The sequence below is a fragment of the Actinomadura sp. J1-007 genome (genome assembly GCF_009793335.1).
Classification (GTDB): Bacteria; Actinomycetota; Actinomycetes; order Streptosporangiales; family Streptosporangiaceae; genus Spirillospora; species Spirillospora yumaensis.
Window position 1 is genome coordinate 2,678,919 of record NZ_WING01000001.1, and the last position, 16,237, is coordinate 2,695,155.

A 16,237-nucleotide genomic window follows, 5' to 3' on the forward strand; every position below is an offset into this window, starting at 1 on the left:
GCTACGAGGGCTTGGCCTTGGGGACGCGCAGGACGAAACGGGCGCCGCGGCGCGGGCTGTCCTCGATGGTCAGGGTCCCGCCGTGCGCCTTGGCGACCTCGCGGGCGATCGGGAGGCCGAGGCCCGTGCCGTTCTTGTCGCGGTCGAGGCTGTCCTGGAGGCGCGCGAACCGCTGGAAGACGACCTCGCGGTTCTCCGGCGAGACGCCCGTGCCGTCGTCGATCACCTCCAGGACGGCGTCGTCGCCGTCCTCACGGACGACCACGTCGATCCGCGACTCGGCGTGCCGTTCGGCGTTGTCCAGCAGGTTGGTGAACAGCCGGACGAGCTTCAGCCGGTCCCCGCGCACGGTGGCGTGCTCGCGCAGGTCCGGGACGACCTTCTTGGCCCGTTCGGTGCGGGCCAGCTCGATCGAGACGAGCGCCGCGAGGTCGACGGTCTCCTGGCCGCTCCAGGCGGCGGCGTCGAGGCGCGCGAGTTCGAGCAGGTCCGTCACGATCGCCTGGAGCCGGTCGAGGCTTTGCAGGACCGACCGGCCGGTCCGGGGCCAGTCCACCTCCTCGGGATACAGCAGCGCCTCCTCCAGTTCGGCGCGAGCGCCCGCGATCGGGCTGCGCAGGTCGTGGGAGGCGTCGGAGGTGAACCGCCGCTGCCGTTCCAGCGCGGCGTCCAGCCGGTCGAGGGTGGCGTTGGCGGCCTCGGCGAGCAGCCGGATCTCGTCCCGGTTCTCGGGAACGGGCACCCGCCGCCCCGACTTGGTCGCGGTGATCTCCGCGAGCTCGGCGCGGATCGCGTCCACGGGCGCGAGCGTCGCGTCCACGGTCCGCCACGTCTTCAGCGCCACCAGCAGCACGGTCAGCAGCGTCGCGCAGAGCAGGAACGTCAGCAGGGCGGCGTTGACGTACCACGGAACGGCCCGGTCGGCGGCGTAGACGTACCAGTCGCCGTCGGGCTGGTAGACGCGGAACGCGACGACGTTCATGCACCCGTGGAGCCCCGCGGGCGGGCACAGCTCCCGGACCGCGTACACGCGGTCGCGCGAGGGCCGGAACGTCGCGAGCGGCGGCCTGGTGCGCACGTTGTCGGACCCCGAGACCACGGTGCCCCTGGGACTGATCACCTGGACGGCGACGACATCGCTGGCGTCCAGCACCTGCGGGAGCCGGCCGCGCTTGATCTGCGACACCAGCTCCAGCGCCGACTCGGTCGCCTGCTCGCGCTGGTAGTCCGCGGCGCGCCCCCGGATCCCGACGATGAGCAGCACCGACACGACGACGCAGATGACCGCCGTGATCGCCCCGGCCATGACGGTCATCCGCACCCGTATGGACCATGTGCGCCGTCCGTTCACCCGACCTCCCGAAGGTGAGGTAATCACCCGGGAGGCATATGTCGGGCCGCTGGAGGGGCGCCCGGCGATCAAGGAACCTCAAAGAAATGGTTCAGGCGGCATCGGCCCTGGTGCCGCCCCCGTCCACGACCTTGCGCAGAACGTCGGGCTTGTTGCTGATCACGCCGTCCACGCCGAGCCGCAGGGCCCTGCGCATGGCGGCCGGGTCGTCCACGGTCCAGGTGAAGGCGTCCATGCCGAGCGCGTGCACGCGCTTGACGTACGCCGCGGTCAGCGTGGTGTGCGTCGGGTTGATCTGGTCGGCGAACCGCGCCAGCCCCTTCAGCTCCGACGTCTTCGGCGTGCCGAGCAGCCCGGTCGGAACGGCCGGCAGGACGCCGTGGAAGCGCCGCACCGAGTTCCAGTCGAACGACTGCACCGCGAGCCGCCGTTCGCGCGGGTCGGGCCGGAGCCACGCCGGGTTGCGGCGCAGCTCGGCGGCGATGCGCCGTTCGATGCCGGGGTAGAGGCTCGGCGACTTGATCTCCAGGAGCAGCCCGATGCCCGCGCCGTTCATCGCGCGCAGCGCCTCGCCCAGCGTCGGGATCCGCTCGCCCTTGAACCGCTTGCCGAACCACGACCCGGCGTCCAGCCTGCGGACCTGCGCGAGCGTGAACGACGAGACCTTCCACGGCCCCTTCCCCGGATACACGCTCTCGACGTTGGTCGTACGGCCGAGCGTGGTGTCGTGCAGGACGACCAGCTTGTGGTCCTTCGTCTCCTGCACGTCGAGCTCGAACATGTCCGCGCGCTGCTTCTTGGCGAGCCGGAACGCGGCGATCGTGTTCTCGGGCGCGTACGCGGAAGCCCCGCGATGCGCCACGGCCGTGGCCTTGCGCCGCGCGACGGTCGGCGCCGCGACCAGCTTGGCGTTCGCGGCGTTCGCGGTGTTCGCGGGGGACGGGGTGGCGTTCGCGGGGGACGTGCGCGGCGCGGGCTTGGCGGGCTCCGCGGGCTCGGCCGCGCCGGGGCGGGCGACGGCGGAGGAGTCGGTGGCGGCGACGGTGAGAGCGGCGGACGCGATGATCGTGGTGGTCGCGAGCGGGAGGCCGGGCCTGCGGAACATCGTCACCTCTCGGGAGGGTAGGAGATGTCACGTCCAACCCTCCGAGCGCCCGGTGTCACCGGAGTGACGGCGCGATGGCCGACCGCGAAAACCGAACGATCCTTTGGGTGCCCCTAGGACGTCGATCTTCCCGCCCGCCACGACACGCCGCCCCGTTCGGCCTGGACGTCTCGTTCACGTCCATTTCCTCTTTCCGCGGCGGCCGGGGCGTTCGCGTTCCTCTACGGCTTCCTCGGATTCTGCGGCGGGCGCGGGCGCGGGCGCAGGAGCGGGGGCGGGGTTTGGGACGGAGTCGGGGCGAGGGTCGGGGGCAAGGTCAAGGGACGGTTCCGGCCCGGCCGGCGGCTCGGCAGCCGGGTCGGTGTCGGAACGGGTGGTCTTGGCGGCTCTCGACAGCATCAGCGCGCCGACGAGGAGCCGGCGGCGGCGGGGACGGCGGCGCTGGACGCGCGGGCGCGGTACGCGGGGGCGCGGGAGGCGGACGCGGCGGGCGGCGGGTTCGTCGACGGGCTCGGCGTCCGGGCCGAGGACGACGGCCGGGGCGGGCGGCCGCGGCGTGGCGAGGCGGGTCTGGCGGCTGCGTCCGCGGAGGGTGACGGCCTTGCCGAGATCCCATTCGTCGGCCTCGGCCAGGTCGGCGAGTTCGAGGAGGTCGGCGGAGGCGTACACGCGGCCGGGCGAGAGCTTCGCGAGGTCGCTGAGGCGGGCCGCCTCGTTCACGGGATCGCCGATGACGGTGTACTCGAAGCGCTGCTCGGCGCCGATGTACCCGGCGACGACCGGGCCCGCCGAGACGCCGATCCCGGCGTCCAGGAGGGGGACCTCGGCGCGCAGCCGTACGGCCAGCTCGCGGGCGGCGCCGAGCACCGCCCCGGCCGCGTCCCGCAGCGCGGACGGGGCGCCGAAGATCGCGAGCGCGGCGTCGCCCTCGAACTTGTTGATCCAGCCGCCGTGCCGTCCGACCGTGTGCACGACGACGCCGAAGAACGCGTTGAGCAGCGCGACGACCTCGTCGGGCTCGTGCGTCTCGGCGAGCCGCGTCGAACCGGTGAGGTCGACGAACAGGACGGCGACGTCGCGGGTCTCGCCGCCGAGCGTGATGTCGCCGCGTTCGATCGCGAGATCGGCGACCTCCTCGCCGACGTGCCGTCCGAACAGGTCGCGGAGCCGTTCGTGCTCGCGCAGCCCGGAGACCATGTGGTTGAAACCGGCCTGGAGCTGCCCGACCTCGCTCGCGTCGTACACCGGCACCTCGGCGCCGAGGTCGCCCCGTTCGACGCGGGCCATGCCCTTGCGCACCGACTTGATCGGGTCGGCGATCGCGCTGGTGGCCATGTAGGTGACCTGGACGCCGACGAGGAGCGCGGCCCCGCCGAGGCCGAGGATGGTCACCGCGAGCTGGGTGGTGCTGATGTCGGGCGCGGCGAGCGCGGCGACCGCGACGCAGATCAGCCCGAAGACCGGGACCGCGGTGCCGAGCGCCCAGGCCAGCATCACCCGGGTCGTCACGCCGGGCAGCCGCACCCCGCGCGGCCGTTCGACCGCGAGGACGAGCGCGGCGGCCGGACGCAGCAGCCGTTCGGACAGCAGGTAGACGATCGTGCACGTCGTCATCGCGCCGAGCAGGCAGGTCAGGCCCGTCTTCACCGCGAGCCGCCCGGTGAACAGGATCAGGTCGAGCGCCGCCCAGCCCGCCGCGCCGACGCCCCACAGCCCGCCGATGAGCAGCGTCAGGCGGAGCGGGCCGAGCAGGACGGCGCGGCCCTGCCCGCGTTCGGTGACGGTCCCCTCGCGTACGAGCCGTACGACGGGACGCCAGAGCACGAAGCCGAAAGCGAGCGCCACCGGGGCCGCGACGGCCGGATAGCTGAAGAACGCGATCGCGTTGACGAGATGGACATGTGAACGGTCGGGCAGCGGCGGATCGGGCACGACGAACGTCGCGAACAGCAGCACGACCAGGGCGCCGCCGGCGTTCGCGACGAGGACGACGACGGACAGCACCCAGCGGACCCGCACCTCCAGCATGGTGCGCGGCAGGCCGGGAATGTGGTCGAGCCGCGCGCCGAGACTGCGCGCGACCGTCCTTCCGGTGCCGGTCACGTTCGCCTCCCGTCCGAGCCGTCCGGCCGCCCCCTGCGGGAGACCCCGGCCTCTCCGGAATCACCGGCCCACGCCCGCCGACCCCTGCCGAGCCCGGTCCCGGACGCGGTCGCCCGGAACGCGGTCGCCCGGAACGCGGTCGCGGAGAAGGGCGGTCGAGCCGTCCCCCGCCGGGCACGCGGACGTACCGGTTATCTCACGATAGATCGCAATGCAGCCCCGTCCCCGGCGATCACCCCATTATGACGGCCGTCACAACCGGTCCGGATCACGCCCGGGTACAATCCCGCACATGGGTTCACCTGGTTACTTCTTTCCCCCCGGCCTGAAGCACTGCGACTGATCTCCCGCTTCCGGTACGGCGCGCCGCGCCCCGCACAGGGTGCGCGCTGCCGCCGTCCCGCGGTCGAGATTCGCGTCTGACGGCACGTTCGCGCGCTTCCGCCTTCCGTTTCGGAGCGGTCGAGCGACGTCCCGCCGTCCTGAGCTGAACGCCCTCCGCACCGGGTGCCCTTTCTTCCGTTTCTACGCAGCGTTGCAACGCGGCCGTTCAGCGCCGCGCGCGTTCGTGACGATTTCTCACGCGCGCGGGTGAAGCCGTACGGCGGCGCTGCGCCGCGTCCGCAGGCTGCCGAGCCTCCAGGACGGATAACGGACCGACCGGGCCCGTGGTGCGGACCTGTCCTTGCATAACGGCCCACGCACGAGCCACCCGTTCCGTACGGCCGCGCCGAATCGCGTCAACGCCTAGGCACTCGACGCTCCGACGCCCTGCGTCCCGAACGCCAGGTGCTCGTACCGGGCCTTCACGACCGGAGGTCTACAGACATGGCCCGCCACAGGCACGATAAGCACGATTCACAACTCGCACTCAAGGAGGTCGCCAAGGCGTACGACGGGCATCCCGTTCTGGAACGGGTGTCGTTCACGGTCCGTACCGGCGAGAAGGTCGGCGTCATCGGCGAGAACGGGTCGGGCAAGTCGACGCTGCTGCGCATGATCGCGGGCACCGAGACGCCCGACGGCGGCGAGATCACCGTCGCGGCGCCCGGCGGAGTCGGGCATCTCGGGCAGACGCTCGGGCTGGCCCCGCACCTCACCGTGGCGGACGCCATCGACCGCGCGCTCGCCGACCTGCGCGACCTGGAACGCCGGATGCGCGAGGCCGAGGCCGCGCTGGCGGGCGCGTCCCCCGCGGAGCTGGCCGCGTACGGCGACCTGCTCAGCGCCTACGAGGCGCGCGGCGGCTACGAGGCCGACGCGCGCGTGGACGCGGCGCTGGACGGGCTCGGACTCGCGCACGTGGCCCGCGACCGGCCGCTCGGCAGCCTCTCGGGCGGCGAGCAGTCGCGGCTCGGGCTCGCCTGCGTCCTCGCGTCCGCGCCCGAACTGCTCCTGCTCGACGAGCCGACCAACCACCTGGACGAACGGGCCGTCACCTGGCTGGAGGAACGGCTCCGTTCCCACCGGGGCACCGTCGTGACCGTCACCCACGACCGGGCGTTCCTCGACGGCTTCGCGACCGCGATCCTCGAAGTCGACCGGGACCTGAGGACGGTCACCCGGTACGGCGACGGCTGGAGCGGCTACCTGGCCGCCAAGGCCGCCGCGCGCCGCCGCTGGGAGCAGGAGTACGCCGAGTGGCTCGCCGAGGTCGACAGGCAGACCGAGCTCGCGGAGTCAGGCGCCGTACGGATGGCCGCCATCAAGCCCGCAGCCCGCGAGGAACGCGTCCGCAGCCACCGCCGTTCGCACGAAGGGGGCGTGTCGGCGCTGATTCGCAACGCCCGCGAACGCCTCGACCGTTTGCGGGCCGACCCGGTCCCGCGCCCGCCGGACCCGCTGCGCTTCGCGGCCCGTATCGAGGGCGGCAAGGGCGACGGGCTGACCGCGGAACTGTCCGGCGTCGAAGTCGCCGGACGTCTTCGCATCGACGAGCTGAAACTGGCTCCCGGCGAACGAATGCTGCTCACAGGCCCGAACGGCGCGGGAAAGACGACTCTCCTACGCGTCCTGGCCGGTGATCTCGCCCAACACCAAGGAAAGGTCAAGCGCCCACGACGCATCGGCTACCTACGCCAGGAACTCCCGGCCGAGACGTCGAATCGCAGCGTTCTCGCCACGTTCGCTGAGGGGCTCCCGGGAACGCCCGAGGACCATGCCGACGCACTCCTAGCTCTGGGCCTCTTCCACACCCAGGACTTGCGGCGTCCGGTGTCGGTCCTGTCGGTCGGCCAGCGCCGCCGCCTGGAACTGGCCCGCCTGGTCTCCCGTCCCGCCGACCTGCTGATCCTGGACGAGCCGACCAACCACCTGTCCCTGTCCCTCATCGAAGAACTGGAGGACGCCCTGCACGCCTACAAGGGTTCCCTTCTGGTGGTCTCCCACGACCGCCGTTTCCGCAGCAACTTCGTCGGAACCCGTGCCGAACTCCAGAACGGCCGCCTGACCGCGTAAATCAAGAAACCGGGTGCCCCCGCCTGGGGGCACCCGGTCACCATCCGCTCGGCCTACGCGCCGGCGCTCTGCTTCATGACGACGTTCTCTCCGGGGTCGGCCTCACGCGACTGGCGCCGCACGAACGGCCAGCCGATCACGATCAGGGCGAACCAGCCCAGGATCACGTACAGCGCGACCCGGGTGTCGGACTCCCAGGCGATCGTCACCGTGACGAACACGAAGAAGGCGAGCACGAGCCAGTTCGTGTAGGGGGCCCACGGCATCCTGTAGGAGCTCTGCTTGAGCCCCCGGTCCCGTACGCGCCGCCGGTAGATCATGTGCGAGACGAGGATCATCGTCCACACCAGGATCGCGCCGCCGGTCGACACGGACGTGATGTACTCGAACGCCTTGTCGGGCACCACGGCGTTCACGACGACCCCGATGCCCATGACCAGGGACGAGATGATGATCGTCAGCACGGGCAGCCCGCGCCCGTTCAGCCGCCCGAGCGCCTTGAACCCGTCCCCGTTCACCCCGGCCGTCCGCAGCATCCGGGACGTCGAGTAGAGGCCGCCCGCGTTGCAGGACGACAGCGCCGCCGTCAGCACCACGAAGTTGACCAGGTCGCCGCCGCCCGGAATGCCGATCTTGTCGAACGCCAGCACGAACGGGCTCGCGCCGCCCTTGAACTCCGTCCAGCTCACCACCGAGAGGATCACCAGCAGCGACCCCAGGTAGAACAGCGCGAACCGCACCGGCAGCGCGTTGATCGCGCGCGGGATGTTCTTCTCCGGGTCCTTGGCCTCGCTGGCGGTCACGCCGACCAGCTCGACGCCCAGGTAGGCGAACATCACCATCTGCAACGTCATCAGCGTGGGCGAGAGCCCCTCGGGGAAGAACCCGCCGTGCGACCACAGGTTGCTGACCTCGGCCGTCTTCCCGGCGTCGCTGAACCCGAAGATCAGCACCCCGAGCCCGACCAGGATCATCATCACGATCGCGGCGACCTTGATCATCGCGAACCAGAACTCCAGCTCGCCGAAGAGCTTCACCGAGATCAGGTTCACCGTGAACAGCACGATCAGCGCCACCAGCGCCGTCTGCCACTGCTCGACCTCCGGCCACCACTTCTGGACGTACGTGCCCGCCGCCGTCAGCTCGGCCATGCCGGTCGTCACCCAGATGATCCAGTACGTCCAGGTGGTCGCGTACCCCCAGAACGGCCCGAGGAACTCCCGCGCGTACCCGGCGAAACCGCCCTCGGCCCGCCGGTACGTCAGCAGCTCCCCAGCGCCCGCATCACGAAGAACAGCATCAGCCCCGCGACGGCGTAGGTCAGGATCAGGCTCGGCCCGGCCTTGGCGATGTTCTCGCCGGCGCCCAGGAACAGCCCCGTCCCGATCGTTCCGCCGATCGCCAGCATCTGGATCTGGCGGGTACCGAGCCCGCGTTGATAGCCCTCCGGTTCAGCCACTTCAAGGCCCTTTCTCACGTCTCGGGCCGCCCGATCGGGACGGCCCACGCCCGCATCGTGGCGCGGTGTCGGGTCAGGCTACGAAAGCGAAGGATGGGACGCATACGCCACAGACCGACGAAATCCACCCCCGATCCGGTATCGGCCCGGTACCGCTCCGTTACCGGACCAGCCCAATCCTGCCCCACCCCCACCCCCGCACGATCCCCCGACCCCGGCGATCTTTCTACGTTTAAGCGACGACGTAACGAGTTGGCGCTCACCTCGGCCATCGCGTATGCTCTCGGACGTCGCCAAAGACCGGCCCGACCCGGTCAGCGAGGCACCAAGGTCCTGTGGAGCAGTTAGGAGTGCTCGCCACCCTGTCAAGGTGGAGGCCGCGGGTTCAAATCCCGTCAGGACCGCCAGACGTGCGGATGCACGTCCTGGGCAGGTAGCTCAGTCGGTACGAGCGTCCGCCTGAAAAGCGGAAGGTCGGCGGTTCGACCCCGCCCCTGCCCACCTCCACACCTCTGGCCAGCAAAAACACGGTCAGAGGTGCTCGCATTTCCGGCCCGAAGCGGCCCAAGCGGACGTACACCCCTCGAACACCTTCCGCCCATATATGGACTCGACAACGTGCTGTGGCAACGGGGATCCGCCGATGAGCCCACCCAGGTTCACACCGCCCATGGTGGCCTGTTGCAGGGACAACACGGTCTGAAACACCACCTGCACTGGCATCTCCGGCGGCGACGTCACCAAGCCCGCGACCGCTGGTTCCACCAACGAGCCCGACCCAGCCGACAAGACAAGAGCACAATTTCGGACTGCCGTACTAAGAGCGTGGCTCATGTGGATGGTTTGGGAAGTTGCTTGTAGCAGGTGATGGCGGCGGCGAGGGTAAAGAAGGCGGTGAACAGGCGGCCGTGGCGTTCGTAGCGGAGGTCAGGCGCCGGTAGCCGGACAGCCAGGCGAGCGTCCGTTCGATCACCCAGCGGTGGCGCCCCAGGCGCTCGCCGGACTCGATGCCGGAGCGGGCGATGCGCGGCACGATCCTCCGGTCGCGCAGCCAGGTCCGGGTGTTCGGCGCAGTGATACGCCTTGTCGGCGCGGAGTTTGGTCGGTCGGCGTCAGCGCGACCGGATCGCCGGCAACGCCATCAGCAGTGGCTTGAGGGCCTGGCCGTCGTGGAGGTTGGCGGCCGAGACAACGACCACCAGCGGCAGCATCTGCCCACGGGCGCCGAGCTCGTCCAGTACCGCCCGCTGCGGCCACGGCCACAGTGCCGCCCGATTCCAAGCGGTGAACCGGCGATGCGCGGTCGGCACACTCACCCCGGGCTCGCCCGGCAAACTACGCCGCGCACACCCACTGGTCAGCACATTCGCGATCGCGGTGAACACCGCCCGATCATCCACACTCGCGTCCCACCACCTTGGCGGCGCGGCACGAACACCGGGACCAGCGGCTCGACCAACTCCCACGACTCATCCGGCACCAACCGCAACGCAAGATCTGACGACACGATCCTGCATTGTTCGTAAAACACCCACCATCCACATGAGACACGCTCTAAGCGGGCTATCGATCTGCCACCTTAAACGAGTTAGAGTCGATCGCGAGGTACGTGTCGGAATTTGCGCTTTCCAGCAGATCAGCCGGCGAGTCGGTGTCAAGTCGCGGTTCAAAGCCCAGAAGTTGTGGCCAGGAGCTTTCTCGCCCACGCTCGTACGCCTGACGTGTTGTAGCTCGCAGGCGGTCGCGTTCCTCGTACTCTCGTTCAGCGAACGACGCGCGGCGCTCTCTGATACGTTCCTCAACTTCCTCTTCCATAAGCTCAGGAACGGTGTCCCAAAGTTCGGGCGAGTCAGCTTGAGCGGCGGGCAGCAACCGGTCCTGCTCGGCGGCAAGACTGCGACACGCCGCGAACAATCGCCGTGACATCCCCACGGTAAGGTCCGTTCCGGGGACCTCCCCAGTCAGCATGTCCGGTCTCGCCGAAAGCGGGCGCTGAGCATATGTGGAAGGATCACGCGCGCGTTCGCGCTCTGTGCGCGTGCTCTCGTCCCTCTCGAGCGGCACCACCAGATCAGTGGCCTGACCTGGAGGTATCTCAAAGTTGGCTACGGCGAGTCCTACTGGACGCACGGATAGCAAAGCTTGAGGGATGGCTTGGAGCGCGTAGTAGGTCAGCATCCGAGAGCGTGCGAGCGCTTCTAGTTCGGCGTCGTCTTCGTCTGGACGCGGTCGGCGGTTCGGAGGATCAGGATCTGGACCAGTGGGGCCTGGCTTGCCGCCTGAGACATCGACATCGACATCGACCGTGACGAAAATCCTGTGCTCGATACTGGTACCACACAGAACGCGTAGGTGCGGTCCTGCCATCAGGCCGTTCACGGAGAGCTGGCTCGCGCCCTTGGCCAGTTGTGGCTTGCCCATGCGGCGGGCCCCCTTGGCTTCGATAAGCCAGGTCCTAGGTGACCTCCAGTGGAATCCAACGAGGTCAGGAAGGCCGTTTTTCGGGGACCAGAGAGGCCCGCGTCCAGGCAATTTAGGTAGGGCCTCGGCGTGGACCGTCGACCCGAGACCCATCAAGCCGCGGCAGGCCCACTCAGCCATCGTCATGCCGATGCGGTAGGCGAACAGGGCGCGCGCCGTCTTCTCCGTTCCTGCCTGGTAGACCACGTTCGACTCAAGCTGGTAACCAGTTGATCCATCAGGGTGGTTACCGATGCGCGTGCGGTACAGGTATGCCGCCAAGGGCGACCGACGGGCAATGATCTCCGCCGTGGCGAGTCCGGGAACGGCGGCCAGCCAGATGTAGGGATCCCGCCCATACGTCATAGCCGCATCAATTACTTCACGCCACGTCGTTGACACCAGGTAATCACCCGGCGGCACTATGTCACCAAGCTTCGGCCAACGCGTACATGCTTGGTCTATGCGACTCCTAGACGGTCGACGCACAGCCTGGAGTGGCGAGCTGTGCCGCACGATTACCGGCACATCAAACGCATCAGTCAAGCTGACCGGCTGACCCGAGGCATTGGCTGGCGGCATCATGACGTAGCAGCCTGCCACAGTCCGAGCGCCCAGCGATTGACTTCGCCGAGCGCCCAGCTCGCCGTATCGAGAACACGTTGTTCTGCCACGCTGGTCGAGCGATTGTGCTCTTGCGCACCACCGAGGCGGTGTGACCCGGACCAGCACATCAGATACTTGCAGTCCAGCTGCGCACCGGGCAGCCTCACTTCCCTGCCAAATGATCGAGATCGCCGAGCGCACTCAGAAACCGGCCGCCAGTTGCACCGTTACACCAGGGTCGCGTCGGCTCTGCCGCCATGCTGATCACCAGGAATGGTGGTTGGTCTGCCGCCTTCTCCATGGTGGAAATGGCCAGTGGCGTCTCTGCGCGGCCACGGGTGAAGCTCATGAGAGGCGGCGTGGACGCTTGCTGCCGCACTGATGCCGAGACGATCACTTGATGAGTCGCGACCGTGGCCGAGAGGCAGCCCGAGCCGGCGTTCGAGGGACGGCCAGTCCGTCCCCCCATGCGCCTTGCTGATCGGTGACGAGGTGGTGGCCGGCGCGTCAGCCCGAAGACTCTTTTTGTCTAACTGACAAAAAGCTATCCTCGCCGCATGACCGAGGCCCACTGGACGCCGCCGGCCGTGATGCTCGCGGTCGACTTGGTGATCTTGACGTTGCGCGACTCGCGTCTGCACGTCTTGCTCGTGGAGCGTGGCGTCGAGCCGTACAAGGGCTCATGGGCGTTGCCGGGGGCTTCCTGGAGCACGCGGAGGAGGACCTCGCTACCGCCGCTCATCGTGAGCTGGCGGAGGAGGCCGCCATGGACGTGGAGACGCTGCATCTGGAGCATCTCAACGTCTACGGCACTCCGGGGCGTGATCCGCGCGGGCGGGTGGTGTCCGTCGCTTACCTGGCGATCGCACCCGGGCTTCCGGAGCCGACCGCGGGCACGGACGCGGCGGGCGCCCGCTGGCAGCGCACGGATCAGGTGCTCTGCGGAGAGCTGGAACTCGCCTTCGATCATCAGAAGATCGTCGCGGACGGCGTCGAGCGCGCCCGAGCCAAGCTTGAGCGATCGTCCTTGGCGACGGCGTTCTGCGGCCCGACCTTTACGATCACCGACCTTCAGCGGGTCTACGAGGCGGTCTGGGGGATACCGCTCGACCCTCGCAATTTCTACCGGAAGGTCCAGAAGTCCAGCGGCTTCATCATCGCGGCGGACACCGATCGCAAGGTCACGACCGGACGGCCGGCTCGGTTGTTCAAGGCCGGCCCGCGCAAGGACCTGTATCCGCCCATGGTCCGGCCGACCGAACCTTTCGACATGAAGGGGCCAGAAGGATGAGTGGCAGCACGATCGTTGTGCTCACGGCACTGGACGTTGAGTACGACGCCGTTCGAGAGAAGCTGCGCAACCCGCGGTTGCATCGGCACCAGCAGGGCACCCGCTTCGAAGTCGGCCGGATTGAGGGGGGCCGCTGCCGAATCGCGCTCGGGCTCGTCGGCAAGGGCAACCAGTCCGCGGCGGTACTGGCCGAACGCGCCATTCACGAGTTCTCCCCTACCGCCCTACTGTTCGTGGGAGTGGCAGGCGCCTTGCACTCCCACATCGCTCTCGGCGACGTCGTCGTGGCGACCCATGTCTACGCTTTCCACGGCGGGACCAGCGAGGACGACGGTTTCAAGAGCCGTCCCCGTGTCTGGGAGGTCTCCCACAGCGCCGACCAGATCGCCAGGCACGTCGACCGCGAGAGCGCCTGGACGGGAAACGGGCGCGCGAAGCACCGCCGGCCCAAGGTGCACTTCGGGCCCATCGCAGCAGGCGAAGTAGTTCTCAACTCTACGGTCTCAGCACACGCTGACTGGATTCGGCGTCACTACAACGACGCACTCGCGATCGAGATGGAAGGGGCCGGAGTCGCGCAGGCCGCGCACCTGAACAGGTCGCTTCCGGTGGTGGTGATCCGAGGCGTCAGCGACCGGGCCGACGGCACCAAGGAGACCACCGACCGCGCGCGATGGCAGCCCAGAGCGGTGGCCAATGCGGCGGCGTTCACCGCTGCCCTGGCCGAGAGTCTCACCACGGATGAAGCGAACCACCGACGGCCCGACACGACTGGAACGACGGGGAGCCAGCAGATGGGTGACACGGTCCGCAACATCGCCAAGGACAACGCGAGGGTGGGCGTTCAGGCCGGCCACGTGCACGGCGGCGTCCACCTGGCGACCGACAAGGCCGCGCAGGCGGACCCGTCCGCGGCGCTCGCGGACCTGACCGCCCGGCTCGAGCAGGCGCGAGACGCGGGAGTCATCGACGAGGACACGCACCGCGCGGCGCGCGCCGAACTCGACGACGCCCGCGAAGCCCTGCACGCGACCCCCCGGAACACGGGCGCGGTGACGCTCGCGCTGAAGAAGGTGCGCGGGCTCGTGGCGGACGTCGCCGCCCTGGCAGCCGAGGTGGCGAACGTGCTCGGGCTCGTTCGGAACCTGTCATGACCGGTTCGGAGGCGGCCACGGCCAACTACGCCGAGGACAACTCCCAGGTCGGGATGCAGGCGGGAGTCGTCCATGGCGACGTCACGATCTATTCGACTCCGCCGGCCGCCTCTCCAACGGAGAGGTTCGAGATCGGTGTAATGCTGCTCGACGGCGGTCAGCCGAGCAAAGCCCGGGAAGTCATCAGCGAGGCCGTGATGGCCGGGCTCACTGGCAGCAGGGTGTGCTTTCATTGGCAACTCGCTCTCGTCAGTGGGAGGGCGTGGAACGAGATGCCGGACGCGGACGCCGCGGCGCTGCGGCAGGCGCCGTCCTTCTGCCGCCTGAGCGGCGGGGACGCCTGGGCGGACGGTGTGAAGACCGTCTTGCAGCTCATGGACGCCGCCGCCAAGCCCAACACCGACCTCCGGCCACTGCTGAAGGACTTCGACAATCTCGCCGAACCTCAACGCGGCATGATCCTCCGGCACCTCGAACTGTTCCTCGAAGGGCCGTTGAAGAACGAAATCTGGGATCGCGCTCTCGATGAGGCGCGGGAAGAGCAGATGGCAGGCAACCGCAGCGAACGCGTCTGGAAGTACTTCCATCCCAACCCCGCCGGCCCCCGGTTCCTTCCGGTCCGACCACCGGTGATACCGGCCGGCACACGGGGCCGGGCCGTCTGCGGCGCGGTTGTCCTGGGCGGTGCGGCGCTCAACCTGGGCTACCTGCTCCTTCGGGATCTTCAGCTGCTCACGCTGCTCGTGTACGCGCTGGGCAGCGGCGGTGGATTCTTGGCCTTCCGCGCAGGCACCGAATGGCACTACCTCACCGAAAGGCTCCATGCGAAAGACAGGGAGTTCAGGCGGCCGCAAGAGTTCCCGTCCCGTGCGAAACCTTCCGGCTTCGCCGGCAAGGTCGACCAGCGCTTCGACCGCTACTTCGCCAGGTACGTGCCGCGCAACGCGAGCCGTCAGACCTGGCTGGACGGCACGGCGGGCATCCGCAAGATCCTCCGGGACGAGATGGTCGAGGTCTACCGGGAGCAGCGCACTAGCGTCGAGCAGATCGCCTGGCTGATCCGGTACCGGGTGAGCGAGGTCCGCCGGCAGTGGGAGAACGGCGCGCTGTGGGGCTACCGGCGGGAACTCGCCGTCCCGCTGGGCACGAAGGCGGCGACCCTGCTCGGCCTCGCCGCGCTCGCCTCCGGGACGGTCTGGACGATGGCGGACGCGGCGCGGACGGCGCCCGTGAACGCGGCGGTGTCCGCGCTCCTGGCGCTCGTGGCCGGGCGGGTCGCCGTCCGCGCCAGGATGCGAATCGTCACGGAAACCCGACGGCACGCGGCGGACGTCGCCGAGCAGAGCCGAGTTCAGGAGGGCTGCCAGGCGGCCTTTGAACGCTGGAAGCGCAAGCTCGCCGACAAGCCGACCGACCCGGAGATGGCAATCTGGCTGGACCGCGACCGGAAGGTGCTGCTGAGTGATGCCCTGGACCATTACGGCCTCACCATGAGCGATGTGATCGCGCACGCCTTCATCGAGGCTCCCGGATCACCCACCAGGCGCGCACGAGTCCCCCAGGGGCCCCCGCGCTACACCCGCTACCGCCTGCTCCTTTTTCTCCTCACCAAGGACGGGATACGCCAACTCGGCGCGGACCTCGACTTCGAGCGCGGTACCTTCCACGACCAAGCCCGCACCAACTACCGCTACGAGGCCGTGGCAGCCGTCAGGGTGCGCCAAGCCGACGACGGCGACCACAGCTTCGAACTCGCTCTCGTCAACGGAGAACTGGTCAAGGCCGAGATGCTGGCTGCCGCGATCGACGAACTCCACGTGGACGAAACCCACGCCACAGTGTCGGAGACGATGCTGGACGCCGCCGGCCTAAGCCACACGCTGCATGTCATGGAGGGAATCGCAGCGGAGGGCAAACGTTGGCTCGAACAAGAACGCCCGCGAAAAGCGGATCCCCAAGGCCGCGCAGCCGCTTGGACGGCTGCTACACCACGGGCGGCAACAGGAGCACCGCGCACTTGAAACCGGCCGCGACCGCCGTGTCGGAGATGGACACCACCAGGGCGTCAGCCCTGATCGCCGTTGGCTCGTTTCACTGCATCGCCACGCAGGCTCGAAGTCCGTACGACTGCAGGTGTCAAGCAATCTGTGGTCGCGTTGCCGCGATCCATGCTAAATCTCAACGGCAGGACCGGTTCTGCCTCATGCCGATGGCCCGGAGCACCGCCCGCCCCCCGACTCCAAGGAGCCTC

General features: G+C 69.0%; 10 protein-coding genes, 2 tRNA genes and 2 pseudogenes. 6 read left to right on the forward strand and 8 right to left on the reverse strand.

Annotated elements, in window-relative coordinates:
• Position 1 precedes the first annotated feature (1 nt).
• From GEV43_RS12125 to GEV43_RS54810, 3 genes are all read right to left on the reverse strand, one after another.
• Entirely contained in the window at positions 2 to 1,315 is a 1,314-nt protein-coding gene (locus GEV43_RS12125) for a HAMP domain-containing sensor histidine kinase (RefSeq protein WP_160824477.1), read from the reverse strand.
• A gap of 127 nt (positions 1,316 to 1,442) precedes the next feature.
• Entirely contained in the window at positions 1,443 to 2,456 is a 1,014-nt protein-coding gene (locus tag GEV43_RS12130) for a glycerophosphodiester phosphodiesterase family protein (RefSeq protein WP_160824478.1), read from the reverse strand.
• Positions 2,457 to 2,630: 174 nt separating this feature from the next.
• Complete coding sequence (locus tag GEV43_RS54810) at positions 2,631 to 4,559, reverse strand: adenylate/guanylate cyclase domain-containing protein (RefSeq protein WP_309239600.1); 1,929 nt, start codon at positions 4,557 to 4,559, stop codon at positions 2,631 to 2,633.
• Between the two features lie 828 nt (positions 4,560 to 5,387).
• Between GEV43_RS54810 and abc-f the strand changes: the two genes are divergently transcribed.
• A complete protein-coding gene (gene abc-f / locus GEV43_RS12140) occupies positions 5,388 to 7,016 on the forward strand; it encodes a ribosomal protection-like ABC-F family protein (protein ID WP_160820781.1) in 1,629 nt (542 codons plus the stop codon).
• 53 nt (positions 7,017 to 7,069) lie between these two features.
• On the opposite strand, the pseudogene GEV43_RS12145 reads toward abc-f, so the two are convergent.
• Positions 7,070 to 8,424: pseudogene (locus GEV43_RS12145) on the reverse strand (amino acid permease).
• Between the two features lie 380 nt (positions 8,425 to 8,804).
• On the opposite strand from GEV43_RS12145, the gene GEV43_RS12150 reads away from it, so the two are divergent.
• Both GEV43_RS12150 and GEV43_RS12155 read left to right on the forward strand, forming a co-directional pair.
• A tRNA-Asp gene (locus GEV43_RS12150) sits at positions 8,805 to 8,882 on the forward strand.
• A gap of 20 nt (positions 8,883 to 8,902) precedes the next feature.
• Positions 8,903 to 8,976, forward strand: a tRNA-Phe gene (locus tag GEV43_RS12155).
• 329 nt (positions 8,977 to 9,305) lie between these two features.
• Here GEV43_RS12155 and GEV43_RS12160 read toward each other — a convergent pair.
• The 4 genes and pseudogenes from GEV43_RS12160 to GEV43_RS54815 all read right to left on the reverse strand — a co-directional run bounded on the left by GEV43_RS12160 (position 9,306) and on the right by GEV43_RS54815 (position 12,328).
• Positions 9,306 to 9,982, reverse strand: a pseudogene (locus tag GEV43_RS12160) (transposase).
• Between the two features lie 56 nt (positions 9,983 to 10,038).
• Positions 10,039 to 11,337, reverse strand: coding sequence for a hypothetical protein (locus GEV43_RS12165; protein ID WP_160820782.1), 1,299 nt, complete (start codon positions 11,335 to 11,337; stop codon positions 10,039 to 10,041).
• Positions 11,338 to 11,704: 367 nt separating this feature from the next.
• Positions 11,705 to 11,890, reverse strand: coding sequence for a hypothetical protein (locus GEV43_RS12170; RefSeq protein WP_160820783.1), 186 nt, complete (start codon positions 11,888 to 11,890; stop codon positions 11,705 to 11,707).
• 195 nt (positions 11,891 to 12,085) lie between these two features.
• Positions 12,086 to 12,328: a hypothetical protein gene (locus tag GEV43_RS54815; protein ID WP_309240070.1), complete on the reverse strand. Its 243-nt coding sequence runs from the start codon at positions 12,326 to 12,328 to the stop codon at positions 12,086 to 12,088.
• On the opposite strand from GEV43_RS54815, the gene GEV43_RS12175 reads away from it, so the two are divergent.
• The 3 genes from GEV43_RS12175 to GEV43_RS12185 are packed head-to-tail and all read left to right on the forward strand — an operon-like array spanning position 12,224 to position 16,007.
• A complete protein-coding gene (locus GEV43_RS12175) occupies positions 12,224 to 12,832 on the forward strand; it encodes an NUDIX domain-containing protein (RefSeq protein ID WP_309239601.1) in 609 nt (202 codons plus the stop codon). The two genes, GEV43_RS54815 and GEV43_RS12175, sit on opposite strands and share 105 nt — an antisense overlap.
• On the forward strand, positions 12,829 to 13,986 hold the full coding sequence (locus tag GEV43_RS12180) for a 5'-methylthioadenosine/S-adenosylhomocysteine nucleosidase (protein WP_160820784.1): 1,158 nt from the start codon (positions 12,829 to 12,831) through the stop codon (positions 13,984 to 13,986). The genes GEV43_RS12175 and GEV43_RS12180 overlap by 4 nt, the downstream gene beginning before the upstream one ends.
• A complete protein-coding gene (locus tag GEV43_RS12185) occupies positions 13,983 to 16,007 on the forward strand; it encodes a hypothetical protein (RefSeq protein WP_160820785.1) in 2,025 nt (674 codons plus the stop codon). The genes GEV43_RS12180 and GEV43_RS12185 overlap by 4 nt, the downstream gene beginning before the upstream one ends.
• Positions 16,008 to 16,237 lie beyond the last annotated feature (230 nt).

Coding starts and splice junctions, on each gene's coding strand:
- abc-f (WP_160820781.1), top strand. CDS start 5,388: ATGGCCCGCCACAGGCACGATAAGCACGATTCACAACTCGCACTCAAG.
- GEV43_RS12130 (WP_160824478.1), bottom strand. CDS start 2,456: ATGTTCCGCAGGCCCGGCCTCCCGCTCGCGACCACCACGATCATCGCG.
- GEV43_RS54815 (WP_309240070.1), bottom strand. CDS start 12,328: ATGCAGCGTCTCCACGTCCATGGCGGCCTCCTCCGCCAGCTCACGATG.
- GEV43_RS12185 (WP_160820785.1), top strand. CDS start 13,983: ATGACCGGTTCGGAGGCGGCCACGGCCAACTACGCCGAGGACAACTCC.
- GEV43_RS12180 (WP_160820784.1), top strand. CDS start 12,829: ATGAGTGGCAGCACGATCGTTGTGCTCACGGCACTGGACGTTGAGTAC.
- GEV43_RS12125 (WP_160824477.1), bottom strand. CDS start 1,315: ATGACCGTCATGGCCGGGGCGATCACGGCGGTCATCTGCGTCGTCGTG.
- GEV43_RS12170 (WP_160820783.1), bottom strand. CDS start 11,890: ATGAGCTTCACCCGTGGCCGCGCAGAGACGCCACTGGCCATTTCCACC.
- GEV43_RS12175 (WP_309239601.1), top strand. CDS start 12,224: ATGGGCGTTGCCGGGGGCTTCCTGGAGCACGCGGAGGAGGACCTCGCT.